This window comes from Sciscionella marina DSM 45152 (genome assembly GCF_000379465.1).
GTDB lineage: Bacteria > Actinomycetota > Actinomycetes > Mycobacteriales > Pseudonocardiaceae > Sciscionella > Sciscionella marina.
Genome location: NZ_KB905398.1, coordinates 21,596 through 47,257, shown reverse-complemented (window position 1 = coordinate 47,257; position 25,662 = coordinate 21,596). Strand labels below are relative to the sequence as shown.

The following is a 25,662-nucleotide window of genomic DNA, read 5'->3' as shown; positions in this document are numbered from 1 at the left end:
GCACGCCGGAAGTGCTCGCCGTCGAGCGGAAACCGTCCCGGGAACCGTTGCCTGCGACCGATCCACAGCGGCAGCACCGGCTCGGTGCGCGCCCACGAATCATCCGGGACAAGACCGATGATCACTCACCAAGAAGCTCAACATGGCAACCCCAGCGTAATGACACGCCGATTGGCCTGACTGCGTACTTGTCGCGGTTTCCCGGGTGCATCGTCGACGGCGGTGGTGACGAGCGGGTCGGCTGGGGTGGTCCTGAATGCGGTTGAGCGAGATCAGGTTCCGTTGGGGAGCGAGCTCGTTGGTGAAGGGACCTGTCTCGTTCTGGCGGTGTGGTTTCGAGGGTGTTGTTCAGGTGGTTGTCGGCGGTGGTCGGGTGAACAGGACGGGGGCGCCGAGGCTGGAGGTGGCGCGGAGTGCGACGCCGAGTTCGAGTGAGTGGTTTTTGAGTCGGTCGGTGCCGAAGATTTCTTCGATTTTTTTGATGCGGTAGACGACTGTGTTGCGGTGTGTGTGCAGTCGTCGGGCGGCTTGGGTGATGCTGCGTTGGACGTCGAGGTAGACCTCGAGTGTTTCGCGTAGTTCGGCGGCACGTTGGTCGTCGTGGGCGAGTGGGCCGAGCATGCGTCGGATGAAGGAGCGGGTCATGTCGAGGTCGGTGCTGATGAGTGCGACGAGTTCGATGTCGGCGTAGTCGGTGATCCAGGCCGCTTGTTGTCCGGAGAAGTTCGCGACGCGTGCCGCGGACAGGGCGCGGGTGTGGCTGCTGCGGAAGCCTTCCATTCCGGTTTCCTGGCCGGCGATCGCCATGCGGGCGCGTCGTGACGGTAGCGGGGATTCGTTGATTTTCCGCAGGGCTTGGTAGATGTTGCCGTCTGGGTCCTCGTGCCAGATGTGCACGGTCGACAGGTCGGCCCACCTGCGTAGGGAGTGGTGTTGGCCGAGTTTTCGATCGAGGGTGTCGAGGGCGGCGTCGAGTTCGTCTTGTGCGCCGGCTTGGGCGTGGGAGGGGTCCAGCCAGATCACCCCTGCGAGGTGGCTTCCGTCGAGCTGGTAGTCGAGCGCGGATGAGATTTGTTGTCCGTCGACGGCTGTTCCGGAGAGCACTTTGTCGATCAGTTCGGCTCGTATCGCTGCTGTGGATTGTGACCATTGCTCGGCTTCGAGTGAGTAACGCGCTGCGATGTTGGCGCTGAATAGGTCGAAGCAGCGGAACAGGAGCTCGTTGGCGTGCTGGGCGTCGGTCACCGGCCGCCCGCGGCGGTCGATTTCGTCGAGGAGGCTGGCGGTGATCGTTTCTTGGCACAGGTGGATGCCGCGGATCACGGAGTCCATCGAGATACCGCGGCGTACGTAGGAGTTGGTGGCGTCGGCGGGTTCGGTGCCGGGCCAGAGGGTTTCGGGGTCGCCGCTGAGAAACGCTCGCAGCACGGCGATCGTGGTCGACTCGACGGCACGCCGCAGTAGCTGTTCGGCGGCCAGGTCGCCGCCGAACGCCGGCAGCAGTTCAAGGATGTGGTCGGCTGCTCGCCGTGCTGTTACCACCGCCCACGCGACGGGGCCGTCGCCCAGTTCGGTCACGGCGAGTGTTCTTGTCGGGGCGTCGCTGAGCGGTTCGACCGGGTCGTCTTTTCTGGGCGCGAGGTCCAGTAGCCAGTCCGGCTCCGCTGGTTCGGCTGCATCCACGTTGATGCCTCCTTGAAGGTGTCGTGGCGGGACTACGGTATCCCGCCACGACACTGGTCAGACCTGGATGGTCAGTGCGTCGTCCGCGCCGAGCAGCAGGCGCCCGTAGACTTCCTTGCCGATCTCGGGGGTGGCGAAGGCGTGCCGTGCCCCGGTGTTGGCGTCGCGCCAGATGCGGCCGAGTGTGCCTTCTTGCGCGAACGCTCCGGCCCCGTTGGCGGTCATGAGAGCGTCGATGGCGTCCTTGCACAGGGAGATCGCGTGCCCGGTGTCCATCCTCATGCGGCTGCGGGCGCGGTCGTCGGGGTATTGGCCTCGGGCGGCGTAGGAGTCGATGTCGTCGCAGGCGCGGCCCAGCAGCAGGTGGGCGGCGTCGATGTTGCTGGCTGCTTGGGCGATGGCGATGTGGTGGGTGGGGGAGTTGCGCGCCTCGGTGTACACGGTGTACCCGACCGAGCGCGTCGGCAGTTTGCCCAGGGAGTAGTCCAGTGCTGCTTTGGCGAGGCCTATCGCCGGGGCCGCGAGGATCACGGTGCCCACGGGCAGGAATGCCGCGCGCGAGTTCGGTTCGGATTCGGCGAACGGGGTGGCGTAGCGGCCCTGGGAGAGGTTTTCGAACGTTTGAATGCGGTGGTCGGGGATGAACACGTCCTCGACGACCAGCGTGTTGCTCCCGGTTCCGCGCATGCCCAAGGTGAACCAGGTGTCTTCGACCGTCCAGTCCTTGGCTTCGACGAGCCCGAGTGCCATGGTCGGCTCACCGTTCGGGCCGTCGACCATCATCCCGAGCGTGGCCCAGTCGGCGACGGCGCTGCCTGAGGCGTAGGGGTACCGGCCGGTGAGCACGTACCCGCCCTCGACTTTCGAGCCGGTGCCCAGTTCGTGGCGGCGGGTCATACCGGGGAAGAAGATCCCGCACACCTTGGTCTGGGGATGGCCTGCCCACAGGTCCTGCTGGGCCTTTTCGCCGTAGGTGACAGCGAACCAGGTGCACGCGTTGACCAGTGCGGCACTCCATCCCGCTGAACCGTCCGCTCGCCCGAGTTCGATCAGTGCCTCGATCATGGTGCGAGCCGAGGCGCTGGGTCCGCCTAGCCGGGTCGGGACCATCAGGTTGAACAGGCCGGCCTCGTCGATCGCGTCGGTCACGCGTGGGGTGATTTGGCGGGCTTCGTTTCCTTGTGCTGCCTCGTCCCGGATGAGGTCGTGCAACGCGGTTGCTCGGGCGACGATGTCGGCGTCGTATCCCGTGGCACGAGTCGTCTCGGCGGCAGGGGACAGGGTGTCCGTCATGGTGACCTCCATTGGTCAGAGCTAGGGAGAACCACACCGGGGCATCGGCGTTGGGGTTCGTCTCGAACGGCTCGAAGTCTCGCCCCGCCGTCGTGAATCCGTATACGGTCTGTCGTGACAGAGTGCGCGCCCGCGTTTGTGCAAACCCCTTCCCGGGAAGAATGGCCGAACGTTGTGGGTTCTGCTTGGCACTGCGCCTCGCGCGGGTGTCGATCCAACAGATTCGCTGCTCATGTCTAGTGGCGGAAATGGTGTGAAGTCCGGGATCCGAGTTGCTGGACGCGTGCCGCACAAGACTTGCCCGACACTTTGTGTAACCAGCCCATGGTGCGGGGGCCTCGTGGACCACAGACTGGCTTCAACCTGATTCGAGGGGTCTTACAGCGAAGTGGAGCCTGAGATATGAGTGTCGCGGTCGATGGATGCGTGGCCACAGCCGCCGAGTCGGCGCTGCGACCGGCCAGTGCCGGTGTCCCGGTGGATCCGGTCGGCGAGCTTCGCGCGGGGCGTCCTGTGGTTCTGGGGTCGACACAGGGTGGTGAGCCTGTCGGGCTTGTTGTCGTGGCCGGGAGCCTGGTGACCGCGACGACGATGGCGTTTGTCGTTCGCCATTGCTCGGGGCTGGTGTTCGTCACTGTGTCTGCTCCGGCGTGTCAACGGCTGGGCCTGCCTGGGATGCCGTGGACCGACGAGGACGGTCCGGCTGGTGCCATGCGGGTGACCGTCGATGCGGCCGAGGGGATAGGGACCGGCATCTCGGCCCGTGATCGGGCCAGAACGGCCCGGCTGCTGGCCGATCCCGGCTCGGTTCGCGAGGACTTCAACCGTCCCGGGCATATGGTCCCGGTCCGCGTCGATTCCGTCGTTGAAGGTTCGGGCCCCGCGCAGCAGGTCGCCGATTTCGTTCGAAGTGCCGGTCTGGGCAGTTGTGGTGTGTACAGCCATCTGGTGACGCCCGACAGTGCCCGGTTGGCCCGTCACTCGGCGATGGTCGAGTTCGCCGACCGGTACCGGCTTGGTCTTGTGGAACAGGAGAGCGTGGCATGACAACCGACCAGGATCTCGAACCCAGTGTCGATCCGGGCCGACTGCGAACGACGATGAGCCGATTCTGTACCGGGGTCGCCGTGATCACCGGCGTTGACGAGGCCGGGCCGACCGGGCTGCTCGTGCAGTCGCTGGTGAGCGTGTCCCTGGACCCGCCGTTGGTGTTGTTCTGCCCGCAAAAGACCTCACGCTCGTGGCCGAGGATCGTCGAGACCGGCCGGTTCGGAGCCAACATCCTCAGCGGGGCGCAGCAACAACTCTGTGACACCTTCGCCGTCTCGGGAGGCGACAAGTTCCGCGGCGTGCGCTGGCATCCGTCCCGGACGGGAACACCGGTGCTCGAAGGGCACCTGGCCTACGTCGAATGTCGGCTCGAGACTGTGCACGATGCCGGCGATCACGAGATCGTCCTCGGGCGCGTCACCGACCTGGACGAGTCCGAACTCGACGATCCGTTGCTGTTCTACCGCGGCCGTTTCGGCAGCTGGGCAGCGTGACGCGATGATCGATCAGCGATCCCACCGACCCGAAGGACAACCCATGACACGCTCTTTGTCCCCCACGCGCGCAACCGCGATCCCCGCCCCGCGCCACGACGCGGCCCGGGTGGCCACGGGCATCCGGTTGCGCGCGCTGCGCATGGTGGCACCACAGGGGTTCGGCTATCTCGGCCAGGCCCTGTCCGCGGCCGAGACCCTGGCGGTGTTGTGTGCCGAGCTGTTCCGGCCCGGCGTGGACCGGTTCGTCTGCTCGCCCGGTCACTACATCGTCGCCGCCTACGCGGTCGCGGCCGAAGTCGGCCTGCTGGACCCCGAGGAACTGGCCGCATACGGGCAGAACGGGTCGCGTGTGGAGGCCATCGGCACCGAACGGTCCCCGGCCGTGGACCTCACCTGCGGCTCCCTGGCCCAGGGCCTGTCCGGGGGTGTGGGATTCGCCTACACCGACCGGTTGCGCGGACGCGAGGAGGAAGCGGACGCGCCACACACGTTCGTGCTGTGCAGCGACGGTGAACTGGAGGAGGGCCAGTTGTGGGAGGCGGCCCTGTTCGCGGCCCACCACCGGCTCGGCCGCCTGACGGTGGTGCTGGACGCGAACAACTCACAGGTGGACGGTCCTGTCGACGGGATCACCACCCTGGAGCCCATCGGCGAGAAGTGGGCCGCGCATGGCTGGCACGTCGCCGAGCTCGACGGGCACGATCTCGACGCCCTGCGCCACGCGTACGCCGATGCCCTGTCCGCGACACGTCCCAGCGTGATCATCGCGCGCACCTCCACCCGGCACGGCCTCGACTGCTTGCCCCCCGACGCGGACGGGCATTTCATCAAACTTCCCCCCGACCTGGCGAACCAGGCCTTCACCGAACTGGAGGCGCGCTATGCGTGAACCGCCCTACCAGACCGTGCAGAAACCCTACGGCCGTGCTCTTGTGGAGTTGGCACGACAACGCGAGGATGTCGTGTGCTTGTCCGGGGATCTGACCCGGCAGTGCGAGGTCGATCTGTTCCGCGACGAGCTGCCGGACCGATTCGTGCATGCGGGCATGGCCGAGGCGAACATGATCGGCATGGCCGGAGCGATGGCCCGCGAAGGACTGAACCCGTTCGTGCACACCTTCGGTGTGTTCGCCACGCGACGGCCGTTGGATCAGATCGTGAACGCGGTGGCCTATCCCAACCTGCCGGTGCGCCTGATCGGGTTCATGCCCGGCATCTCCAGTCCCGGCGGGCCCAGCCATCAGGCGATCGAGGACATCGCCCTGATGCGGGCACTGCCGAACATGACCGTGATCGACGTGGCCGACGCCGCGGAGATCACACAGATCGTGCCGTTGATCGCCGATCATCCCGGCCCGGTATATCTGCGCCTCAAGCGTGGGGAGATCCCGGTGATCTTCGACGAGGACCGGCGCGTGTCGCTGGAGCAGGCGCAGGTGATCTCCACGGGCGACGAGGTCGCGATCTTCACCAACGGCATGATGCTGTCGGCCGCACTGGCCGCCGCCTCGACGCTGCGAGGCCGTGGTGTGCGGGTCGCCGTGGTGAACGTGCCGGTGATCAAACCACTCGACGTCGACACGGTTGTGCGCGTCGCCCGGTCGGCGCGTGCGGTGGTGACAGCGGAGAACCACAGCATCATCGGCGGACTCGGATCCGCGGTCGCCGAGACCCTCGCCGAGGCAGGGCTGGGACGAACCTTACGGCGAGTGGGATTGCGCGACACCTTCGCCGAAGGAGCGCTGAGCGGCCCCTACCTGTTCGAACGCTATGGCCTGACGACACAGCACATCATCGACGCCGCCTGGAACGCGCTGGACCGCACCGACGAACCACCCGCGGCCGCGGCCACGCCCGTCGAAGCGGGCGAGTACGCACCGGTGTGACGAGCAAGGACAAGGGAGTTCTCTGATGGGCATTCTGAACAACGACACGCCGGTGGCCTCGCCGGGTGCGGTCATGGCCGTGGACTGGGAACAGCGGGTCGATTTCACCCGGCTGCGCACCCAACGCTTCGAACGCGTCCAACGGCAGCTGCGCGACTCCGATATCGGCGCGCTGGTGCTGTTCGACATGAACAACATCCGCTACACCACCGCCACCTACATCGGCAACTGGGCACGGGACAAACTGTTCCGGTGCGCGCTGGTGATGCGTGATCGGGACCCGATCCTGTGGGATATCGGTTCCGCGGCTCGCCAGCACAAGGCACACGCGCCCTGGTTCGGTCCCGACAGCTGGCAGGCCGGGATCTCGAGTTGGCGGGGTTCGATCCCCGAGGACGTCGGTGTGGAACGCGGCAACGCCCACCGCATCGCCCAACTGCTGCGCGATGCCGGTCTGTCCGGCGAGTCGATCGGTGTCGACGTGGTCGAAATTCCGGTGCTGCGCGCCTTGGAAGCGGAGGGTCTGCACATCGTCAACGGCCAGGAGCTGATGCAGCGGGCACGGCGGATCAAGACCGTCGACGAGATCGCCCTGCTGGACCATTCGGCCGGGATGGTCGATGCCGCCTACGACGAGCTCTACCGCAACCTGCACGTCGGTACCCGCGAGAACGAGTGCGTCGCGCTGGTCAACCGGGTGCTCTACGAACTCGGTTCCGAAGAGGTCGAAGCGGTCAACGCGATCTCGGGTGAACGGTGCAGCCCGCACCCGCACGTGTTCTCCGACCGGCTGACTCGGCCCGGCGATACCGCCTACTTCGACATCATCCACTCGTTCAACGGCTACCGCACCTGCTATTACCGAACCTTGAACGTGGGCAGCGCCAGCAGCGCCCAGCGCGACGCCTACGGCAAGGCCCGCGAGGCGATCGACAACGCGATCGCAGCGGTGCGCCCCGGCGCGACGAGCGCCGACGTGGCGCGAGCGCTGCCGTCTGCGAAGGATCTCGGGTATGCCAGCGAGGAAGAGGCGTTCGGGCTGCAGTACTGCCACGGCGTCGGCCTCTCGGTCTGGGAGCAGCCGTTGATCAGCCGCTACCACTCGCTCGACCATCCCGTCGACATCGAAGAGGGGATGGTCTTCGCGCTGGAGACCTACTGGCCGACCCCGGACGGCTCGTCCGCGGCGCGCATCGAGGAGGAAGTCGTCGTGACCGCCGACGGCGCCCGCGTGATCACACGATTCCCCGCCGACGAACTGCTGGTCGCGGGCACCCGCTATTGGAACGGGTTCTCGTTCAACACCTCGACCGTGCCGACCGGCAACGTCGTGCCCGCGCACTCCACGGGTAATGGGGCCGTGGCGGCCGAGCCGAAGGGAGCCTGATGTCCTCATCACGCCCGCACATCGGCTGGATCGGCCTCGGCCGCATGGGTACTCGGATGGCCGATCGCCTGATCGACGCCGGTCACACCATCGCCGCCTACAACCGGACACCATCGAAGATCGCCCAGTGGCGAACCGACCACGTGAATCCCGTCGGTACTCCGGCGGAGTTGGCCGACTGCGAGGTCGTGTTCATCACGGTCTCCGGCCCTGCCGACCTGCTGGCGGTCACCACGGGCCCCGGGGGCCTGTTCTCCGGGGGTGGCACCGGCCCGGACCGCACGATCGTCGACTGCTCGACCGTTTCACCGCAGGCTTCGGCCGAAACCCGGGACGCGGCAGAGCAGGCCGGGTGGAATTTCGTGGCCGCGCCGATCAGTGGCAACCCCGACGTGGTCGCTGCCGGCGGCGCGTGTGTCGTCGCCTCCGGCCCGCGGGAATCCTTCGATCGCGTGTCCACGTTGCTGGAGACCATCGCCCGTGCCGCCGTGTATGCCGGACAGGGGGAGGTCGCGCGGCTGGCGAAGCTCGGTCACAACCTGCTGCTCGGCTTGATCACCCAATCCCTGGGCGAGGTGCTGGCGCTGATGGACAAGGCGGGCATCGAACGCGAGGCCTTTTTCGAGTTCCTCGGGAACACGGTGCTGTCCTCGAAGTTCATCACCGCCAAGTCCGGACCGTTGATCAGCCGCGACTACCAGCCGCCCACGTTCACCACCACGTTGCTGCGCAAGGACTTCGACCTCGGCCTCGAGCAGGCACGCGAGCTCGGTGTACCGCTGCCACTGGCCGCGGTGACCCGAGAACTGATCCAGTCCTGTATCGGGCTGGGCCACGGCCAGGACGACTTCTCCGCGCTGTATGAGTTGCAAGCCCTCGTGTCCGATCTGCCCGCACGCGAGGCGTGAAAGGAGTCCTGAGCGATGTTCGAACACTATGTGGTCTTCAAACCGAAACCCGGGCGCATCGAAGATCTGGCCCAGGCCCTATCCGAGTTCGGCGCGGGGGTCCATGGGAGCCTGCCCGGCCTGCTCGAGCTGACCTTCGGGCAGAACCTCAACCCCAGTGGGTTGCAGCGTGGTTTCACCCACGCCTGCCTGGCCCGTCTGAGCTCGGAAACTGCTTTCCAGGACCAGTACTGGAACCACCCGGCCCACCTTCGGCTGCTCGAACGGCTCGACGAGCTGTGCGAGGAGCGATTCGCCCTGGACTACGTCCCAGAAGCCACCATCACCGGCCGAAAGGAACACGCGGTATGACCACCACACGCCCCTTGGTCGAGATCGAACGCAGCGGCCGCGTCGCCTGGATCCGGCTCAACCGCCCGCCGAAGAACCTCCTCGACACCGACCTGACCGTTCAACTGCACACCACGCTGGTCGAGCTCGACGGCGACGACTCGGTCGGCGCGCTCGTGCTCACCGGAGCCGGCGAGTTCTTCTGCGGCGGCGCCGACGGGCCGAAACTGCGCGAAACCGGAACGGCCCGCGAGTTTGCCGACGCGGCGGTCGAGCTGTTCGCGCACTTTCCGCGAGCGCGCAAACCAATCCTGGCCGCGGTCAACGGTGACGCACTGGCCGGCGGGTTCGGACTGGTGTGCAGCGCGGACATCGTCATCGCGGTCGAGGGCTGCAGGCTCGGTACCATCGAGGCCACCCTCGGCACGTGGCCGATGATCGCGCAGGGCCCGGTGGCCCGCCGAGTCCCGATCAAGGCCGCGCTGACCAACGCCCTGACCGGGCAACCCTTCGGCGCGCGCCGCGCCCATGAACTCGGCATCGTCGACGAGGTTGTCCCCGCCGGGCATCTGGCCGACCGTGTCCATCACTACGCCGAACTCGCCCAAGGCGGCGGCCAGGCCGCGCTGGCCGGGCGCTCACTGTTCCTCGCCAGCCGCGAGGAACCCTACGAGCAGGCGCTGCGCCAGGGGGCGGACGCGTTCGTGGAGATGTTCGGGAAATGACCGACAACCGCGAACACGCCCGCAACGCGGTAGACACCTTTCTGTCGCCGCATCGCCCGCTCGGCGCCTGGATCGACAACGAATGGCGCGCGACAGCCGGTGCCGGCTCGTTCGACGTCCTCGACCCCGCGACCGACGAGACGATCACGACGGTGTCCGCGGTGACCCCGGGCGAGGCGAGAAAGGCGGTGGACGCGGCGGCGGCCGCCCTGCCCACCTGGGCTCAGCGCCCGCCCCGGGCCCGCGCCGAGGTGCTGCGCGCCGCCTACGAGCTCATGCAGCAACACCGCGATGAGCTAGCCGCCCTCATCAGCTGGGAGAACGGCAAGGCCATCGCCGATGCCCGCGCCGAGGTCACCTACGCCGCCGAGTTCTTCCGCTGGTACTCCGAGGAAGCGGTTCGTCTGACCGGGACGATCGGACCAGCTCCCGGCGGCGGCAACCACCTGGTCACCGCGCTCAACCCCGTCGGTGTCGCCGCGCTGATCACCCCCTGGAATTTTCCCGCGGCCATGGCGACCCGCAAGATCGGCCCCGCCTTGGCGGCCGGATGCACCGCCGTGCTCAAACCCGCGGCGCAGACCCCGCTGACGGCACTGGCGCTGGCCTGCCTGCTCGAGCGTGCTGGCGCGCCACCCGGGGTGGTCAACGTGATCCCCACCAGCGACCCCGGACCAGTGGTGTCGGCACTGCTCGACGACGCCCGGGTACGGAAGATCTCGTTCACCGGATCCACCGCCGTGGGGCGCCGCCTGCTGGCCCAGGCCGCCGACCGCGTACTCGCCTCGTCGATGGAACTGGGTGGCAATGCCCCGTTCATCGTCTGCGCCGACGCGGACCTCGACGCGGCCCTCGATGGCGCGATGATCGCGAAAATGCGCAACGGCGGGCAGGCCTGCACCGCGGCCAACCGGTTCTACGTGCACGACGACATCGCCGACGAGTTCGTCGCCGGACTGGCGCGGCGGCTGCAAGACCTCGTCATCGGCCCCGGCCTGGACGAATACACCGACTTCGGACCACTCATCGACAAACGGGCACGCGACAACATCCGCGCGCTCGTGGACTCGACACTGGCCGCCGGCGCCACCCTGGTGACCGGCGAAACCGAGAACCAGGGCAAAGGCTGGTACATCGCCCCGACGATCCTGGACCACGTACCCACCGACGCGGCCATCCTGCACACCGAGATCTTCGGTCCGGTCGCCCCGATCGTGCGCTTCACCAACGAACGCGACGCGGTCACTCAAGCCAACGACACCGAATACGGCCTCGCCTCCTACGTGTACGCGCGCGACGTCAGCAAAGCCATCAGGTTGGGACAACGACTCGAAACCGGCATGGTGGGTATCAATCGTGGCCTGCTGTCGGACCCGGCCGCACCGTTCGGGGGAGCGAAACAAAGCGGGCTTGGACGCGAGGGCGGACACGAAGGAGTACTCGACTACACCGAAACCCAATACCTGGCCGTGGCCTGGTGATCGGAACACCAACAACACCCCCGGACTTTCGGTGAACCGCCCACAGGGATGGAGAGAAACCGTGTCTGACTGGCCGGGCTCCGGCCGATCTACCTGAAAGGCGCCGACCCAGGGATTCGTAGTTATGCGCCGAGAACCACAACGCAGTGGTGTGCAGTGGCTGGTCGTCTCGACCGGTGACCTCGATCGTGCTCGCTCGATCGGCGAACGCGCGTTCTTCCCGCATCACCTCATACCGGTCGACCAGGACGGCCGTGAGTCGGTCGGAATGCGGCTGCGCGCCTGCGAGTTCGGGCCCGAGATGACCGTCGGTGCGATCGAGTATGGGGCAGCGGTCCGACTGGACTGTGGCCGGTTGGAAACCGGGTACCAGGTCAACATCCCCCTGTCCGGACGCGTCGATACCCGCTGCGGCGATCAGCGGCTGATCGCGTCGCCCTCCACCGCCGCGGTCTACACACCGGATCTGCCCTCGGTCATCGACCGGTGGAACGCCGGGTGCGCCCAGATCGGGATCCGCTTCAGTCGCGAAGTGCTCGAACGCGATCTGACCGAGCTGTTGAATCGGCCCCTGCGAGGTTCCATCGCGTTCGAGCACGCCCTCGATCTGAGTGATGCCGCGGCTCGTTCCTGGGTCGGTCTCGCGCAGTCCGTGTTCGATCTCGGCAGCACACTCCCACCGCAACGCTGCCGGCGGATCGCCGACTCGCTGACAAGGACGCTGTTGACCTCATTCCTGCACACCGCGCGGCACGAGTATCGCGACGAACTCGACGCGGAACGACCGATCGCCACCAGCCGCGTGGTGCGCACGGCCGTCCGGTTCATCGAGGAGCACCTCGACGAACCGGTGGATGTACTGGCACTGGCGAGGGTCTGCGGCGTGAGCGTGCGCGCCCTGCAAAACGCGTTCGCCCGCGAGCTCGGCCTCAGCCCGACCGCGTACCGGCGCGCACGTGCCTTGGAATCCGCGCACCGAGACCTGGTCAACGCCGATCCCGCGCATCGCACCGTCACCGAAATCGCCACCCGCTGGGGCTTCCACCACCTGGGCCGATTCGCCCGCGACTACCGCCGTCGGTTCGGTGACCTCCCGGTCGCCACCCTGCACGACCAGTCACGCTGAGACTGCGTGCGCGGGGCGGATATCCGCTACGTCGAGCGCATAGCCCGCAGCGGCATAGCTGCCTACCGTCGGCCGGGTCTGGAACACACGACACAAAGGAGTGTGCTGTGACGAACGCCCAGCCAGCGGGACTCGCCGAATTCAACCCGATGGTCTCGCCCCACCGCGCCGACCCGCACCTGTTCTATCGCTGGTCGCGCACGGAGCAGCCGGTGGCCTACAGCCCCGCGCTGAACGCCTACATGGTCACCCGCTACGACGACATCAGGGCCATCGTCGACGATCCGGAGACCTTCTCCTCCGCCAACGCCATCCCGACGATGTGGACCAACCCGCCCGAGGTACTGGAAGCCCTGGACGGGCTGCTACCGGAAGCGTCCACGGTCGTCAACGCGGACGAACCCCAGCACGCGCCGCTGCGGCAGGTGCTCAACCACGCCTTTTCCGGTCGCCGCGTACGCCGGCAGCTTCCCGCGATGCAACGGCGCGCCAATGAGCTCATCGACGCCGTTGTACCCGAACGACGAGCGGACCTGGTCGGCCAGTACTCCGATCCCTTCGTCCAGCTCGTGGTCAGCCTGGTTTTCGGTATCCCGCCCGAGGACGTCGACCGAGTACAGGCATGGACCGACGACTACATGCTGCTGATGAACCCGCTCGCGCCCGTCGACGGGAAGGTCGAGGCCGCCCGGCGCCTGCACGACTACCAGGACTACGTCGAGAAGATGGCCGCCGATCGCCGCGCCAACCCACGCGAGGACTTCATGTCAGACCTCGTCCACGGCAGCGACCACTTCCCACCGGTCAGCCATGGCGACCTGCACTACATGTTCCGCGGCCTGCGTTTCGCCGGTCATGACACCACCCGCGATCTGATGACCAGTGCCCTGCTGCTGATGCTCGACGACGACCGGCACCTGTGGAAGCGGGCGGCAGCCGACCGGGGAATCCTTCCCAAGATCCTCGAGGAGACGCTGCGCCGCGACGCGCCGCACCGCGGACTGATGCGTGTCACCACCCGCGAGGTCGAACTCGACGGCGTCACCCTGCCCAAGGGCACGGCACTGCTGCTGCTGTTCGGCTCGGCCAACCGCGACGAAACCAAGTTCGACCACCCCGACGAGGTCGATCTCGACCGCGGCAACGTCCGGGAACATCTGGCCTTCGGCAGCGGCATCCACCAGTGTCCGGGATCCCAGCTGGCCCGCACCGAGGTACGTGTGGCCATCGAGACCCTGCTCGACCGGCTGCCCACACTGCGGTTGGCGGACGGCTACGAACCCACCTATATCGCCAGCTACTTCTTCCGGGGGCTTGAGCGCCTTGACATCGCCTGGTGATCGCATCCCCATCTCCGTACGCGCCACCCAGGCACATGACGAAGCCACCGATGTGCGCTCGTTGGTCCTACGCCGCACCAGTGGCGCGCCACTACCGCCGTGGAGCGCGGGCGCCCATATCGACGTGCTGACCCCAGATGGCTCGGCTCGCCAGTATTCACTGTGCGGGGACCCGGGAACGACCGACCATTACCGGATCGGGGTGCTACGCGAACCGGACGGCCGTGGTGGCTCGCGATGGTTGCACGACGAGGTCACCGTGGGCGACGTGCTGCGGATACGTCGCCCACATAACCACTTCCGGCTCGAAGACGCCACAAGCTACACCTTCATCGCCGGAGGCATCGGCATCACACCGATCCTGCCCATGATCCGCGAGGCCGAGCGCGCCGGCGTGAACTGGAGGCTGTGGTACGGCGGACGTTCACGCCGATCCATGGCATTCCTGGACGAACTGGAAGCCCACGGCCCCCGGGTCTCGGTGCAACCAGAGGACGAATACGGCCGCCCGGACCTCGCGACCCTAATGGCATCGGCCAATCGCGGCGAACTGATCTACGTGTGCGGCCCGCAAGGACTGATCGATGCGGTCCGGGACCAAGCACGCCGATCAGGTTCACCGGATCAAGTGCGATACGAGTTGTTTTCGGTCGCCCCCACCACCGCCGTGGACAACGATGAGCGCGAGTTCGTCGTCGAGCTGACCAACTCGGGCCTGACACTGCCGGTCCCCGCCGACCGCTCCATCCTCGACGTCGTGCGGGCAGCCGGAATCGACGTCATCAGCGACTGCCAGGACGGCATATGCGGAAGCTGCGAAACAGACATCGTCGAGGGAACAGCCGACCACCGCGACCACGTCCTGACAACCGAGGAACAGAACGAAAACACCTGCATGATGATCTGCGTATCCCGCTGCTCGGGGCCAAGACTGGCCTTACGGCTCTGAACCGAGAGGGGTGAAAAGTGCCCACCGAAAGCCGCGACCACCGGTGAGCCAGCCTGCGCGCGGATAGGTAGCATATTCCGTCGCAGGGTTCGCTGCAGCAAGGCCATATGTCTACTTAGGACTGAAGTGTAAGGTTCACCGGGCTCCGTTCGGGCTCGTGTGTCGATGTCCTGTCCGGTACAGTTCGGTACTGGCTGACACCGCTCGGGTGGCGATTTATGGGTTGAACTGCACAAACCGGCATTGACCGGCGCCCGGTGGCACTAGGTGTCATCCAGGGCTGCGGCCTTTTCATCCGTAGGTTCTAGGTTGGCCGAAAAGTGGGCCCGGTCGGAGTCGGTCTCAGGCAGACCGCTGATTCGGCTAGCGGGTGTATGGTGCAATTCCGCTGAGGATGAGCAGGAAATACGTAATCGGCTCCAGTGTGGGGTCAACCGGTCGAGCGCAATACCTCGATGATGGCGGTGTCAAGTGGTGGGTGCACCACTGTGCTCGAGGGGGATTTTGTTGAGGATTTCGGTGGGTTTGAGCCAGTCGGGTGTTTCTCGGGGCCGATCATTCAGTTCGTCGGCGACAGCATCTAGTTCTAAAACTGACTGAGGTTGTTGACAGTCTGGGTTCTTGATCAAAGGGAGGCCCATGGCTGAGCGAGTGTGGAGTGAGAAGGATCTGGTCAGGCGCGCGAACCGGCGTCTGGCCGTTCTTCGTCACGCGGAAGAGATCAGCGGCAACGTTGCGGCGACCTGCCGGTATTACGGCATCAGCCGCACCGTGTTCTACCGGTGGAAACGCGCTACGAGGACGAGGGCATCGACGGGCTGAAAGACCGCTCCAGTGCGCCGCTGCATTGCCCGACGATTACTCACCCGCAGGTGGTCGAGAAGATCGTCCACCTCCGGCAGCATTACCACTTCGGCCCGCTGAAGATCAGCATGTACCTGCGCCGCTACCACGACCAAGAGATCAGCGCATCCACGATCTATCGCATCCTCAAGCGCCCGGGCATGAGCCGGCTACCTGCCTCCCAGCGCTACAAGCGCCACCGCCAGAGGTGGAAGCGGTATGAGAAGCAACGACCTGGCCACCAGTTGCAGATCGACGTCAAGTTCGTCGATCCGATCATGACCGACACCGGTCGGAAGAAGCGGTTCTACCAGTACACCGCGATCGATGACTGCACCCGTTTGCGGATCCTGCGGATCTACCCTCGGTCCGATCAGAAGACCGCGATCCAGTTTCTGGACTTCGTGCTGTCTCGACTGCCATTCCAGGTAGAGAAGATCCAGACCGACATTCAAGCTTGGTGTGCGGCGTTGATCTTGTCTTGTCGGCCGGCGGGGCAGGATTGGGTCGTCCGGCACCTGCCCGTCAACGTTGTTTGACCGAGTGGAGCGCTGCGCGACTCCTTGCCTGTTGACCATGCTGGCGGGCAGGGCCACTGCCGGAGTTCGAGATGCCCTGTTAGGAACCCGGCGACCGCGTCGGCCTTCGGGCCGGAGGTGGATCCCTGTTAGCGAATGTCTGGTGCGGATCGAGCTCCCACGGCAGCCCCGGCGGCCGGTTCTGGTTTCAGTCGAACAAAAAGGGAGCTCCGATAGTGATCGTTCGGATGGGCATCGACATCGCAGTCCGCGCACCGCACCAAGCCAGTCTGGCTGACGAGCGGGGCACGGTGTTGTGGTCCGGGCACCGGTTCCGCACTCGTGGCGAGGATTTAGACCGGTTGTGGGCACGACTGTCCAGCGACGTCACGCCGGACGAGGTGACGGTCGTGATGGAGCCGACGCGCAATGCGTGGGTGCCGCTGGCAGCGTGGTTTCGCAGGCAGGGCGCCACCGTGGTGCTGGTATCGGCGGAGCGTTCGGCGGATCTGCGCGCCTACTATGCCAAACACACCAAAAGCGATCGGCTGGATTCGATCCTGCTGGCCCGGCTGCCGCTGCTGCACCCCGAAGGGCTCTATCCCGAGCGAGGCGCCGGTCCAGGCGATCCGCTGCGGCGCGCGACAAAGCTGCACTCCACGCTCGTCCAGCGTCGCACCGCCAGCCTGGCCCGGCTCGATGCACTGCTGGAGATCCTCGGACCGGACTGGCACGCCGCCCTCAGCGGTGATCTGGCGAACAAGACTCCACGGCGCTTCCTCGCCGCCGGCTACGCCGACCCCCACACCATCCGTCGCCTCGGCCGCTCGCGATTGACCCGGTTCTTCTACCGACACTCGCGCGGCTCATGGGGCGAACCCGAGGCCGACAAGATCCTGGCTGCCGCCGCGGCCACAGCACAGCTGTGGGGCGAGGAACTGGCCTTTTCCGAGCTGGCCGACGACATCGCCGTCGAAGCCCGCCTCGCGCTGGCGATCACCGACGAAATCAAAGACGTCGACGAACGCATCACCGTCCTGGTCGCCGAACGCGACCCCGAGGGGATCATCACCTCCGCGCCCGGCATCGGGGCCGTGACCGGGGCGGTAATTCTCGGACGACTCGGTAACATCAACCGCTTCTCGTCGCTGGCCGCGGTCCGCGGCTTCAGCGGCCTTGTTCCCTCACTGGATGCTTCCGGCCTCTCCGGCAGCCACGGCGGACCGACCAAACGCGGCGACGCCCTACTCCGCGAAGCGCTGTTCATGGCCGCCAGCCAGGCCCGCCGCAACGACCCCACCCTGGCAGCCAAATACCACCGGCTCATGGTCGAAGCCGGTAAACACCACAACTCTGCGCTCTGCCACATCGCAACCACCCTGCTGACACGCATCGCTTCCTGCTGGAAGAACAACACGCCCTACCAGCTACGCGACGTCGACGGCACGCCAGTCACTCGTGCTCAAGCCCGCGCCATAGTCGCCGAGCGATACACCGTGCCCGAAGACATTCGCCGATCCCGCAAGACAACCGTAGTGGGGACGGGTCAGCGAACCAAGAAGTCGCCACGCGCTCCATCCACCGACCCGTCCAACACACACGCTAAACCCCACCGAGCGGCTTGACATCCGTTAGGAACGCAACGGAGCCGAGTTCCAGTCGGCGTTTCACTGGCACCTGCTCGACCAGGGCATCGGTCATGTCTACATCCGTCCCGCCACCCCGCGGCTCAACGGCAAGGTCGAACGCTCCCACCGCATCGACGCCGAAGAGTTCTACCGCCTGCTCGACGGTGTCGTCCTCGGCGACATCGGTGCGTTCAACGAGAAACTCAAGGAATGGGAGGACTACTACAACTATCATCGCCCCCACGGCAGCCTGGACGGCCAGACACCGTATGAAAGGCTCCTACAGAAGACCCAATCCCACCCCCAGGGCGTCAACGACCAACGGAAGCAGCACATCGTGCGCGAGTTCCGTCGCCGCTGCCCCCGCGTCGAGGTCGCGGCGGTCACCGGGTGGACCACCCGCAGCCTCATGCAGTTTGCAGGGGTTCCGCGCAGTCATACGACAGCCGAGGACTGTCTGCGGTGATGCCGTTCAGGTGTGAACCCCTTCCTGGTCGACTGGTTCGGTGGTTGTCCGTAGGTTGTACGGCGAGTCCAAGTTTCTTTCCCGGAGGTGTGCGATTGTCTGTTGCTACGCCGGGCGCGCATGTTGATCCACCAACGGGCGGCAGCACTATTCCGCGTCATGCTTGGTTGAGCTTGTTCGCGGTGGTGACCGGGATTTTCGTGGTGATGATCGATGGCACCGTCGTGGGGGTGGCGAATCCGACGATCGCCAGTGATCTGCATGCGAGCCCGGAGGGGATTCAGTGGGTCACGAACGCGTATTTGCTGGTGTTGGCCGGGTTGACCATTCCGATGGGCAGGGTGGCTGACAAGTTCGGTCGCAAACGCCTGTTCCTGGTGGGGGTGGGCGGGTTCTCGCTCGCCTCATTGCTGTGCGGGCTGGCCGGTTCGATCTGGTTCCTGGTGGCCGCTCGCGGGTTGCAGGCGGTGTTCGGGGCGATGATCGGGCCCGCGGGTATCGGTGTGCTGCGTGCGGCGTTCCCGGTGGACAAGCTCTCCCGCGCGCTCGGGATCTTCGGCTCCATCTCGGCCATCGCCAGCGCCGGTGGACCGATCGTGGGCGGGCTACTCGTGCAGTACGCGAACTGGCCGTGGGTGTTCTTTCTCAACCTGCCTTTCGGGGTGCTCGGTGTCTCGCTGGGATTGGTGATCATCCGCGAATCGTGTGAACGAGGCAACCACCGCCTGGATGTGCCCGGTGCGGTCACGCTCACCCTCGCCATGGCCAGCTTGGTGTGGGGCATCACTCAAGCCCAGGACAGTGGGTGGACCAGCGCGTCGACCATGCTGTTCTTGGTAGTGGGGCTCGTACTGCTGGCCGTGTTCATGGTCATCGAGCGGAAAACGCACAGCCCGATGGTGCCGCTTTCGCTGTTCCGGAACCGTTCACTGTCGATCGGTATCGTGCTGATGATCGTGGTGATGTTCTCCCTGTTCAGCCTCATGTTCTTCATGACGTTTTTCCTGCAGGGTCCCCAAGAACTCTCCGCGATGGCCACCGGAATCGCATTATTGCCCCTCTCGGCGACTTCGCTCGTCGCTTCCCCGGTCTCGGGATGGATGACCGAGAAAGCCGGGGTGCGCAAGACCCTCGTCTCGGGCGCCGTGTTGCTGGTGATCGGGCTGCTGCTGATGCAACGCATCCAGATCGGATCGAGCGTGTGGGAACTGGTCCCCATCTTCGTGATCGCCGGCTTCGGCATCGGGTTCATGATGGTGGCGGCCACCCAGGCGATCGTGGGGAACGCACCTGTCGACAAAGCCGGGGTCGCTTCCGGGTTGCAACAGTCCATGACCCAACTCGGCGGAGCCCTCGGCACTTCGGTACTAGGCGGAGTCATGGCCACGATCGTCGGCTCCACTTTCGCCGGCAACCTGCGCGGAGCGCTCGGCAGCACACTGGAGGCCGATCAGGTCGCAGCCGGTTTGGGGAAAACCGTGGAACTCGGCTTTCCGCCCGCCGCACGAGAAGGGATCGTCCAGGGACTCACCCATGGCGGCACCTCCGCGTCCGAGGCAACCCGGATCGCCGACACCGTCAGCGATGTTGCCCACCACACCTTCATGACCGGACTGCACACGGTCTACTGGGTCGGTACCGCGGTCGCCCTGCTCGCGGCGATACTCGCTCTGCTCGTGCGCGATACGAAACCCGCACCCAGCTGAACACAGGGACGAGCGGACCGAACCCCGAAACGTTCGGTCAGCGAGCGTGTACCCTGGGCGACCGAGTCCGCGTCCTCCGGCACGGAGACACACGTCGTGTCCGGCATGCGATCAACCGATCGGTGGAGGCGGAGGATCGAGCCATCAGGGGATGCGCGCGCGGGGAACGGCCCGGCAGGATCGGTTACAGACGAACAAAGGAGAGGGATGAGCATGAGCGAAATCAGCAAGGAACTTCGGACACCGAAGGTGCTGATCGGCACCTACCTGGCCGTGAGCATCTTGACCGTCGTCGCGGACATCGTGCTGCAGAACAATCCCACACTTGTCACCGACGCGGTGTGGATCCGGACGATCATCGTCGCCCTGACCGGAGCGTTGATGTTGAGTTTCGCGGTCAGCGCGGCGCGTGGTTCGGCGAGGTCGTATCTGCGGTTGCGTATCTCCTCCGGGGTCATGGTGGTCGTGATCGCGGTCATCCTCGCGCTTCCCGGTTTTCTACCGCTGTGGGTCAAGATCGAGCAGGGGATCTGCGGGCTGCTGCTACTCGGTGTCGTGGTCCTGATCAACGGCAAGCGCGTGCGCGCTTCCTTTGCGAAGGGCTGAATGCGGTCGTTCAGGTGGCGGGGGCCTGAAGGAGGATGGCGTTATGCGATCGTGGGAGTCACACCGGCACCCCGTTGTCACGGTACTGCCCTATGTGCTGCTCGCCGGGCTGACCGCCTTCACCATCATCGAGAAGCATGCCGATGGTGCCTCGCTCGCTGTGGACCTCGGACTCTGCGGTCTGGCAGCTCTGTGGATGTTGTTCCTGTTCACGCTGTTCCCCGAATGGCGGCTACGCCCGGGCGTGATGACGGTTTTCGTCCTCGGCCTACTGGCCATCATGGCGCTCCTGGTGGTGCGCGATCCGTGGTTCGGGGCGTTCGTGCCCGCGGCCTACGTCTATGCCTTCCGGTTGATTCCCTGGCCGTGGCAGCTGCCGGTGATCGCTGCGGTGGCGCTGATAGCGGGGACGGCACAGGCCACCGAGATCGACAAGACCACGATGCTCGGGCTGTTGAGCTTCGCCGCTGTCCTCGTGGTGAACGTGGTCCCGATGTGCGTGTTCGCCTGGTTGATCTGGCACGGTGGACGGCGCAATGACGAGCGTGAACGAGCTCTCGCGGAAACGCGAGACGCCAACAGGAGGCTCGCCGCGAGCCTCGAGGAGAATGCGCGACTGCATGAGGAGCTGCTTTCCAAGGCGCGCGATGCAGGAGTGCACGACGAGCGCCAGCGGATGGCACGGGAGATCCACGATACCCTCGCTCAGGGGCTGACCGGGATCATCGCTCAGTTGCGGGCCGCCGAACAGGACATCGACGGGCGCGGGCACCACATCGAATCCGCGACACAGCTGGCCAGGGAGAGCCTCGCCGAAGCGCGGCGCTCGGTCGGCGCGCTGCGCCCGGAGCCCTTGCGCACCGCGCGGTTGGAGCACGCGCTCGGTGAAGTCGCCGAGCGCTGGTCGACCCGCAACGGGGTGGCTGCCGCCTTCACCACGACGGGCAGCGTGCGGCCACTCGATGCCGAGGCCGAGACGGCGCTGCTGCGGATCACCCAGGAAGCGCTGGCGAACGTGGGCAAACACGCCGAGGCGAGCCGGGTCGGCGTGACGTTGTCCTACTTTGCCGATGAGGTCGCCGTGGATGTGCGTGACGACGGTAAGGGGTTCAATCTCAACGAGCGGGGGGCCGATTCGAGTGTCGGATTGCTCAGCATGCGCCAGCGGGCCGAACAGGTTGGCGGGACACTACAGGTGGAGTCGGATCCGGGGGCGGGAACGGGAATCTCCGCTCGCGTACCGGTGGTCGCGGAAGGAAACGCGACCGTGAGCGAGATCCGGGACGAATCGGCGGCCGGTCCTCGGGGAATCAGTGAGGTGAGCTTGTGAACCGGCCTGTCAGTTTGCTGATCGTGGACGACCACCCCGTCGTGCGGGACGGATTGAGCAGCATGTTCGCCAATGACTCCGGATTCGAAGTGGTCGGACAGGCCGCGGACGGTGCCGAAGCGGTCCGGCAGGCCGTGGCGCTGCGCCCCGATGTCGTGCTCATGGACCTGCGCATGCCGGGGACCGACGGCGTCGCCGCGATCACCGAACTCGTCCGCACCGGGGTTCCGGTTCGAGTGCTCGTGCTCACCACCTATGACACCGACGCCGACGTGCTCCCGGCGATCGATGCCGGTGCGACCGGGTACCTGCTTAAGGACGCGCCCCGGGAGGAGCTGCTGCGCGGGGTTCGCGCCGCAGCCGAAGGCGAAGCGGTGTTGTCCCCTACGGTCGCGGCGCGGCTGATGCGCCGGGTCCGGGAACCCGAGGTTCCGGGGAACGAGGTTCCTTCGCAACGCGAGGTCGAGGTTCTCAATCTGGTCGCGCAGGGGAACACCAATCGTGAAGTGGCGGCGCGGCTGTTCATCACCGAGGCCACCGTCAAGACTCATCTGCTCAATGTCTACAGCAAGCTCGGGGTCAGTGACCGGGCTGCGGCGGTCGCAGCGGCGTACAACGCAGGGCTGCTCAGCACGTAACGTGAGATAAACTCTCGGTGCGTTATCGTTTAACGAATTGTTCGCAGTGTCAATGGAAGGGGTCTGCAGGTACCTGCAGACCCCTTCAATGTTCTGAGCGTAATCGGCGCGACGATCTCGGCCAGGATTCGTTACTGCTATTCACGAACGCGATCCAGGGCTTTGCGCTGCGGGTTGGGTTCGGGACAGCGGTAGGACGTGCACGAGCTGACTGATTTGCCTGATTATCCGGAGTAACGGCCGCTCGCATTTCGCCGCCAGAAATGGGCATGTTGTCCGATATATGCTATCTTGACGCTCGTATTGTGGGGAGTCTAAGCTATAACCTGTGATGGGGCGCTACGCAAAGTGGGGCGACAGGCAAATTCGACCTTTTCCATCGAGCGGCAGGAGGTGCCCGAACTGGGGCTTTGCGTGGCGCTATGGTTGGTGAACCGCAGTCGTCAATGGGGAAATAGTTCGTTGCGGTTTCTATCAGCGATTGTTAAAACAGTAATTCGAGGGCAATTCCCGGTGTGACAATGTCGCGGAATACGACATTGTCAGGCTCTGTATATATAGCCGATCGGCTTTTCTGGATGTATGATCACGATTCGCGAAGAATCGTGAAATAGCGTGCTTCGTGGGGAGGTGGTGTCTCCTTGATCAGTGGAACTGTTCAACGGGACGAGTCTTCATGCCAGGCGGAAATGCCTGTTCCAACGCGACCGGATTCGGATTGCGATAACCGTGAAGGCAGATGCGTCACCATCCCGATCGCGCAACTGGCGCACGCCGATTCGCCTCGGCTGAATGGAGAGGATGCCGCGCATATCGCCAGGTTGGCCGAGGTCGATGATCCGCTGCCGCCCATCCTGGTGGACAGGAGCACGATGCGGGTGATCGACGGGATGCACCGATTGCTCGCTGCCGTAGCGAAGGGGCAGACCGTGATCGGTGTCGAGTTCTTCGACGGTACCGAGGAGGACGCTTTTCTGCGTGCCGTCGAGGCGAACGTGACGCACGGGCTTCCGCTTTCCGTGGAGGATCGCCGGGCCGCCGCGGTGCGGATCCTCACCTCGCATCCGCACAAGTCGGACCGGGCGATTGCGGATGTTTCCGGGTTGAGTGCGCGAACCGTGGGAAATGTGCGGCGTGGCCTCGGTGGCGCGATCACGGAGCCCGTGGCGCGGGTCGGTAAGGATGGCAAGATTCACCCGCTGAACAAGGCAGAGGGGAGAATCCGGGCCGCCCGGCTGATGGAGGAGTATCCCGACGCCTCGCTCCGGGAGATTGCGCGCCGCGCCGGCGTTTCCCCGGCTACGGTCAGCGATGTGCGCAGGCGCCTGGCTTCCGGGCAGCCCGCCGTCGTGGAGCGGAAAACCCGCACCGACGATGCGGTGCGGGGACCGGGATCCATCGTGGCGCAGCGGCAGCGGACTGAGCAGCGGGATTCCGATCCTTCGCAGCATGATCCGGTGATCCTGCTCGAGAAGTTGCTCCGGGACCCGGCGTTGCGCAACAAAGAAGAGGGGCGTCAGCTGCTTCGCCTGCTGCACCGCAATGCGGTGGAAAAGCATGGTCTACCGCAGCTCGCGACCGCTGTTCCCGAACACTGTGCCGAGGTGGTGCACGGCTTGGCGCAGCATTACGCGGACATGTGGTCCGGTTTCGCTAAGCTGCTCCGGTGACGGAGGAGGTGCCGGTTCGCAGGTACCGGCACCTCTCACGGCCTGGGGATGTTCAACACCGCAGTAGCATCAGGTGAACAACCGCCGACCGCCGGATCGATCTCAGATACCTGAGCCGACCCCGGCGGTCTCGAAGTGCCGATCCAGGTGCTCGATGATCGCGTCCATATTGGACGTGAGAAAGAAATGCCCGCCCTCGAAGACTCGCAAGTCGAACCGTCCCGAGGTGTGCTGGGCCCATTCCTTCGCCTCGTCGAGCGTCGTCTTGGGGTCGTCCTCCCCGGTCAGTACCGAAATGGGGCAGTGCACCGTTGCCTCGGGTGGACAGCGATAGGTTTCCACCGCGCGATAGTCCCCGCGCAGTGCGGGTAGCGCGGCGCGCATGATCTCTTCATCGTCGAGTATTTCCGCGGCGGATCCGCCGAGTCCGCGAATCTCGGCCAAGAGTCCCTCGTCGTCCCGTTGGTGCACCCCCTCTTCCCGATGGATAGCCGGTCCGCGGCGCCCGGAAACGAACAGTCCCACTGGGGATGGTCCTTTGGCCGTGCAGCGGCGCGCGACCTCGAAGGCCACGATGGCTCCCATGCTGTGACCGAACAGCGTCAAGGGGAGCTCCGGCTGCTCCCGCAGAAGACCGTGGATCCGGTCGGCGAGCGTCAGGAGATCGTCGATCGGCGCCTCGGCCCGGCGATCCTGGCGTGCCGGGTACTGGACAGCGATGACATCTACCCGGGACCGGAGCGCGAACGAAACCGGGCGGAAGAACGAGGCGGCCCCGCCCGCGTGTGGGAAACACACCAGCCGGGCAGCGGGATCCTGGTGGGGCCGATAACGGCGGAACCACAGGCTGTCTTCGGAAGAATGCTGGGACATGGTACTCCAGGCTAGCGAGGAAAACTCGGGATATTGCGCTGCGAGGGTACCCCGGCAATCCGGATCGAGGGATTCATGTCGTCTCTGTTCAGCCGCCGGATTTATGCGGTTGAACATCTCGATGAGCGAGTGTTTTCCGATAGCTGCAGGACTCTTGCGTCGCGCGAAGCGGCTTGGTTAGGTTTGTTCCGTTGACTGAGCCGAATATCCGTTATGTATAGGACTTTAAGGGTGATAGACGGTGGGTTATAAGTTCTCCCTTGTTCTCAGCCGGAAGATCACCGATGACGAATCGGTGACTCTGAAGGAAGCGATCCGTGGCAGCGCCTTGTTCGATGACGACACGCTCCCGACCAATGCGGATGTGCCCGTGACGAAGATCGAGCTCGACGACACGGTTTCGCCCTCGCTCTCCGAGGCGATCGAGTCCGCGCTCGAGGCGGTGAAGACAGTTCCCGAACTGGGAGTTCCCGGGCTCAGTGTCCCAGCTCAGCCCGCTGGTGCCACGGCTGAAGATGCGGCGGAGGTCAGCGCGGACGTGGTCGAAGCCGAGGCGGAGGTGGTCGACGAGGCCGCGCGTGCCTAGTGGGCATCGTCCGTCGTCCTGAGCTCGGGAATCGGCGGATTCTCGTGGCGTGTATCCGGGTACTTGGGCTGGGTGGCTGCCGATACGAATCGGCTGCCGGACAGACCCCGCTTTGGCGGCGGTTTTCGTAATACCGAAGCATG

The 25,662-nt window shown here is 65.5% G+C and carries 23 protein-coding genes and 1 pseudogene; 21 read left to right on the top strand and 3 right to left on the bottom strand.

What is annotated here, in order from left to right; all coding sequences use genetic code 11:
* Positions 1-348: 348 nt before the first annotated feature.
* Positions 349-1,683 (bottom strand): PucR family transcriptional regulator, encoded by a 1,335-nt coding sequence (locus tag A37U_RS0123185; protein ID WP_020499065.1) that lies wholly within the window; start codon positions 1,681-1,683, stop codon positions 349-351.
* Between the two features lie 57 nt (positions 1,684-1,740).
* Entirely contained in the window at positions 1,741-2,976 is a 1,236-nt protein-coding gene (locus tag A37U_RS0123180) for an acyl-CoA dehydrogenase family protein (RefSeq protein WP_040588567.1), read from the bottom strand.
* Between the two features lie 402 nt (positions 2,977-3,378).
* On the opposite strand from A37U_RS0123180, the gene A37U_RS44825 reads away from it, so the two are divergent.
* From A37U_RS44825 to A37U_RS0123075, 20 genes and pseudogenes are all read left to right on the top strand, one after another.
* The gene (locus A37U_RS44825; protein ID WP_020499063.1) at positions 3,379-4,023 is read left to right on the top strand and encodes a 3,4-dihydroxy-2-butanone-4-phosphate synthase; all 645 of its coding nucleotides are present in this window, start codon (positions 3,379-3,381) and stop codon (positions 4,021-4,023) included.
* Positions 4,020-4,520, top strand: coding sequence for a flavin reductase family protein (locus A37U_RS0123170; RefSeq protein ID WP_020499062.1), 501 nt, complete (start codon positions 4,020-4,022; stop codon positions 4,518-4,520). The genes A37U_RS44825 and A37U_RS0123170 overlap by 4 nt, the downstream gene beginning before the upstream one ends.
* A 43-nt stretch (positions 4,521-4,563) precedes the next feature.
* On the top strand, positions 4,564-5,412 hold the full coding sequence (locus A37U_RS44820; protein WP_020499061.1) for a thiamine pyrophosphate-dependent enzyme: 849 nt from the start codon (positions 4,564-4,566) through the stop codon (positions 5,410-5,412).
* Positions 5,405-6,409 (top strand): transketolase family protein, encoded by a 1,005-nt coding sequence (locus A37U_RS0123160; RefSeq protein WP_020499060.1) that lies wholly within the window; start codon positions 5,405-5,407, stop codon positions 6,407-6,409. The genes A37U_RS44820 and A37U_RS0123160 overlap by 8 nt, the downstream gene beginning before the upstream one ends.
* A gap of 25 nt (positions 6,410-6,434) precedes the next feature.
* Positions 6,435-7,796, top strand: coding sequence for a M24 family metallopeptidase (locus A37U_RS0123155; RefSeq protein WP_020499059.1), 1,362 nt, complete (start codon positions 6,435-6,437; stop codon positions 7,794-7,796).
* Positions 7,796-8,704, top strand: a complete 909-nt coding sequence (locus A37U_RS44815; RefSeq protein WP_020499058.1) for an NAD(P)-dependent oxidoreductase — start codon at positions 7,796-7,798, stop codon at positions 8,702-8,704. The genes A37U_RS0123155 and A37U_RS44815 overlap by 1 nt, the downstream gene beginning before the upstream one ends.
* Before the next feature lie 15 nt (positions 8,705-8,719).
* Complete coding sequence (locus A37U_RS0123145; RefSeq protein ID WP_020499057.1) at positions 8,720-9,055, top strand: Dabb family protein; 336 nt, start codon at positions 8,720-8,722, stop codon at positions 9,053-9,055.
* Entirely contained in the window at positions 9,052-9,759 is a 708-nt protein-coding gene (locus tag A37U_RS44810; protein ID WP_020499056.1) for an enoyl-CoA hydratase/isomerase family protein, read from the top strand. The genes A37U_RS0123145 and A37U_RS44810 overlap by 4 nt, the downstream gene beginning before the upstream one ends.
* On the top strand, positions 9,756-11,240 hold the full coding sequence (locus A37U_RS0123135; RefSeq protein WP_020499055.1) for an NAD-dependent succinate-semialdehyde dehydrogenase: 1,485 nt from the start codon (positions 9,756-9,758) through the stop codon (positions 11,238-11,240). Before A37U_RS44810 ends, A37U_RS0123135 begins: the two co-directional genes overlap by 4 nt.
* 124 nt (positions 11,241-11,364) lie before the next feature.
* Positions 11,365-12,366 (top strand): AraC family transcriptional regulator, encoded by a 1,002-nt coding sequence (locus A37U_RS0123130; RefSeq protein ID WP_020499054.1) that lies wholly within the window; start codon positions 11,365-11,367, stop codon positions 12,364-12,366.
* Between the two features lie 107 nt (positions 12,367-12,473).
* Positions 12,474-13,706, top strand: a complete 1,233-nt coding sequence (locus A37U_RS0123125) for a cytochrome P450 (protein WP_020499053.1) — start codon at positions 12,474-12,476, stop codon at positions 13,704-13,706.
* Positions 13,681-14,655, top strand: coding sequence for a PDR/VanB family oxidoreductase (locus tag A37U_RS0123120; RefSeq protein WP_205622995.1), 975 nt, complete (start codon positions 13,681-13,683; stop codon positions 14,653-14,655). Before A37U_RS0123125 ends, A37U_RS0123120 begins: the two co-directional genes overlap by 26 nt.
* Positions 14,656-15,437: 782 nt before the next feature.
* A complete protein-coding gene (locus tag A37U_RS44805; protein ID WP_020499050.1) occupies positions 15,438-16,037 on the top strand; it encodes a helix-turn-helix domain-containing protein in 600 nt (199 codons plus the stop codon).
* 227 nt (positions 16,038-16,264) lie between these two features.
* A complete protein-coding gene (locus tag A37U_RS44800; RefSeq protein WP_020499049.1) occupies positions 16,265-17,641 on the top strand; it encodes an IS110 family RNA-guided transposase in 1,377 nt (458 codons plus the stop codon).
* A gap of 16 nt (positions 17,642-17,657) precedes the next feature.
* A pseudogene (locus tag A37U_RS54965) lies at positions 17,658-17,933 on the top strand (integrase core domain-containing protein); the annotation flags it as partial.
* Between the two features lie 344 nt (positions 17,934-18,277).
* On the top strand, positions 18,278-19,816 hold the full coding sequence (locus A37U_RS44795; RefSeq protein WP_240437647.1) for an MFS transporter: 1,539 nt from the start codon (positions 18,278-18,280) through the stop codon (positions 19,814-19,816).
* 213 nt (positions 19,817-20,029) lie between these two features.
* The gene (locus tag A37U_RS0123090; RefSeq protein WP_020499046.1) at positions 20,030-20,422 is read left to right on the top strand and encodes a hypothetical protein; all 393 of its coding nucleotides are present in this window, start codon (positions 20,030-20,032) and stop codon (positions 20,420-20,422) included.
* A gap of 43 nt (positions 20,423-20,465) precedes the next feature.
* Entirely contained in the window at positions 20,466-21,752 is a 1,287-nt protein-coding gene (locus A37U_RS0123085; RefSeq protein ID WP_020499045.1) for a sensor histidine kinase, read from the top strand.
* A complete protein-coding gene (locus tag A37U_RS0123080) occupies positions 21,749-22,390 on the top strand; it encodes a response regulator (protein ID WP_020499044.1) in 642 nt (213 codons plus the stop codon). Before A37U_RS0123085 ends, A37U_RS0123080 begins: the two co-directional genes overlap by 4 nt.
* 821 nt (positions 22,391-23,211) lie before the next feature.
* On the top strand, positions 23,212-24,060 hold the full coding sequence (locus tag A37U_RS0123075; RefSeq protein ID WP_020499043.1) for a helix-turn-helix domain-containing protein: 849 nt from the start codon (positions 23,212-23,214) through the stop codon (positions 24,058-24,060).
* A gap of 102 nt (positions 24,061-24,162) precedes the next feature.
* On the opposite strand, the gene A37U_RS0123070 is transcribed toward A37U_RS0123075, so the two are convergent.
* Positions 24,163-24,933 (bottom strand): thioesterase II family protein, encoded by a 771-nt coding sequence (locus A37U_RS0123070; RefSeq protein ID WP_020499042.1) that lies wholly within the window; start codon positions 24,931-24,933, stop codon positions 24,163-24,165.
* Between the two features lie 241 nt (positions 24,934-25,174).
* Between A37U_RS0123070 and A37U_RS0123065 the strand changes: the two genes are divergently transcribed.
* The gene (locus A37U_RS0123065) at positions 25,175-25,519 is read left to right on the top strand and encodes a hypothetical protein (RefSeq protein ID WP_020499041.1); all 345 of its coding nucleotides are present in this window, start codon (positions 25,175-25,177) and stop codon (positions 25,517-25,519) included.
* The last annotated feature ends 143 nt before the right edge of the window (positions 25,520-25,662 follow it).

Bases quoted from the DNA above. Each gene is read 5' to 3' on its own strand.
- A37U_RS0123180 (WP_040588567.1), bottom strand. From the start codon at position 2,976: ATGACGGACACCCTGTCCCCTGCCGCCGAGACGACTCGTGCCACGGGA.
- A37U_RS44825 (WP_020499063.1), top strand. From the start codon at position 3,379: ATGAGTGTCGCGGTCGATGGATGCGTGGCCACAGCCGCCGAGTCGGCG.
- A37U_RS0123170 (WP_020499062.1), top strand. From the start codon at position 4,020: ATGACAACCGACCAGGATCTCGAACCCAGTGTCGATCCGGGCCGACTG.
- A37U_RS44820 (WP_020499061.1), top strand. From the start codon at position 4,564: ATGACACGCTCTTTGTCCCCCACGCGCGCAACCGCGATCCCCGCCCCG.
- A37U_RS0123160 (WP_020499060.1), top strand. From the start codon at position 5,405: ATGCGTGAACCGCCCTACCAGACCGTGCAGAAACCCTACGGCCGTGCT.
- A37U_RS0123155 (WP_020499059.1), top strand. From the start codon at position 6,435: ATGGGCATTCTGAACAACGACACGCCGGTGGCCTCGCCGGGTGCGGTC.
- A37U_RS44815 (WP_020499058.1), top strand. From the start codon at position 7,796: ATGTCCTCATCACGCCCGCACATCGGCTGGATCGGCCTCGGCCGCATG.
- A37U_RS0123145 (WP_020499057.1), top strand. From the start codon at position 8,720: ATGTTCGAACACTATGTGGTCTTCAAACCGAAACCCGGGCGCATCGAA.
- A37U_RS44810 (WP_020499056.1), top strand. From the start codon at position 9,052: ATGACCACCACACGCCCCTTGGTCGAGATCGAACGCAGCGGCCGCGTC.
- A37U_RS0123135 (WP_020499055.1), top strand. From the start codon at position 9,756: ATGACCGACAACCGCGAACACGCCCGCAACGCGGTAGACACCTTTCTG.
- A37U_RS0123130 (WP_020499054.1), top strand. From the start codon at position 11,365: ATGCGCCGAGAACCACAACGCAGTGGTGTGCAGTGGCTGGTCGTCTCG.
- A37U_RS44800 (WP_020499049.1), top strand. From the start codon at position 16,265: ATGGGCATCGACATCGCAGTCCGCGCACCGCACCAAGCCAGTCTGGCT.
- A37U_RS0123090 (WP_020499046.1), top strand. From the start codon at position 20,030: ATGAGCGAAATCAGCAAGGAACTTCGGACACCGAAGGTGCTGATCGGC.
- A37U_RS0123085 (WP_020499045.1), top strand. From the start codon at position 20,466: ATGCGATCGTGGGAGTCACACCGGCACCCCGTTGTCACGGTACTGCCC.
- A37U_RS0123070 (WP_020499042.1), bottom strand. From the start codon at position 24,933: ATGTCCCAGCATTCTTCCGAAGACAGCCTGTGGTTCCGCCGTTATCGG.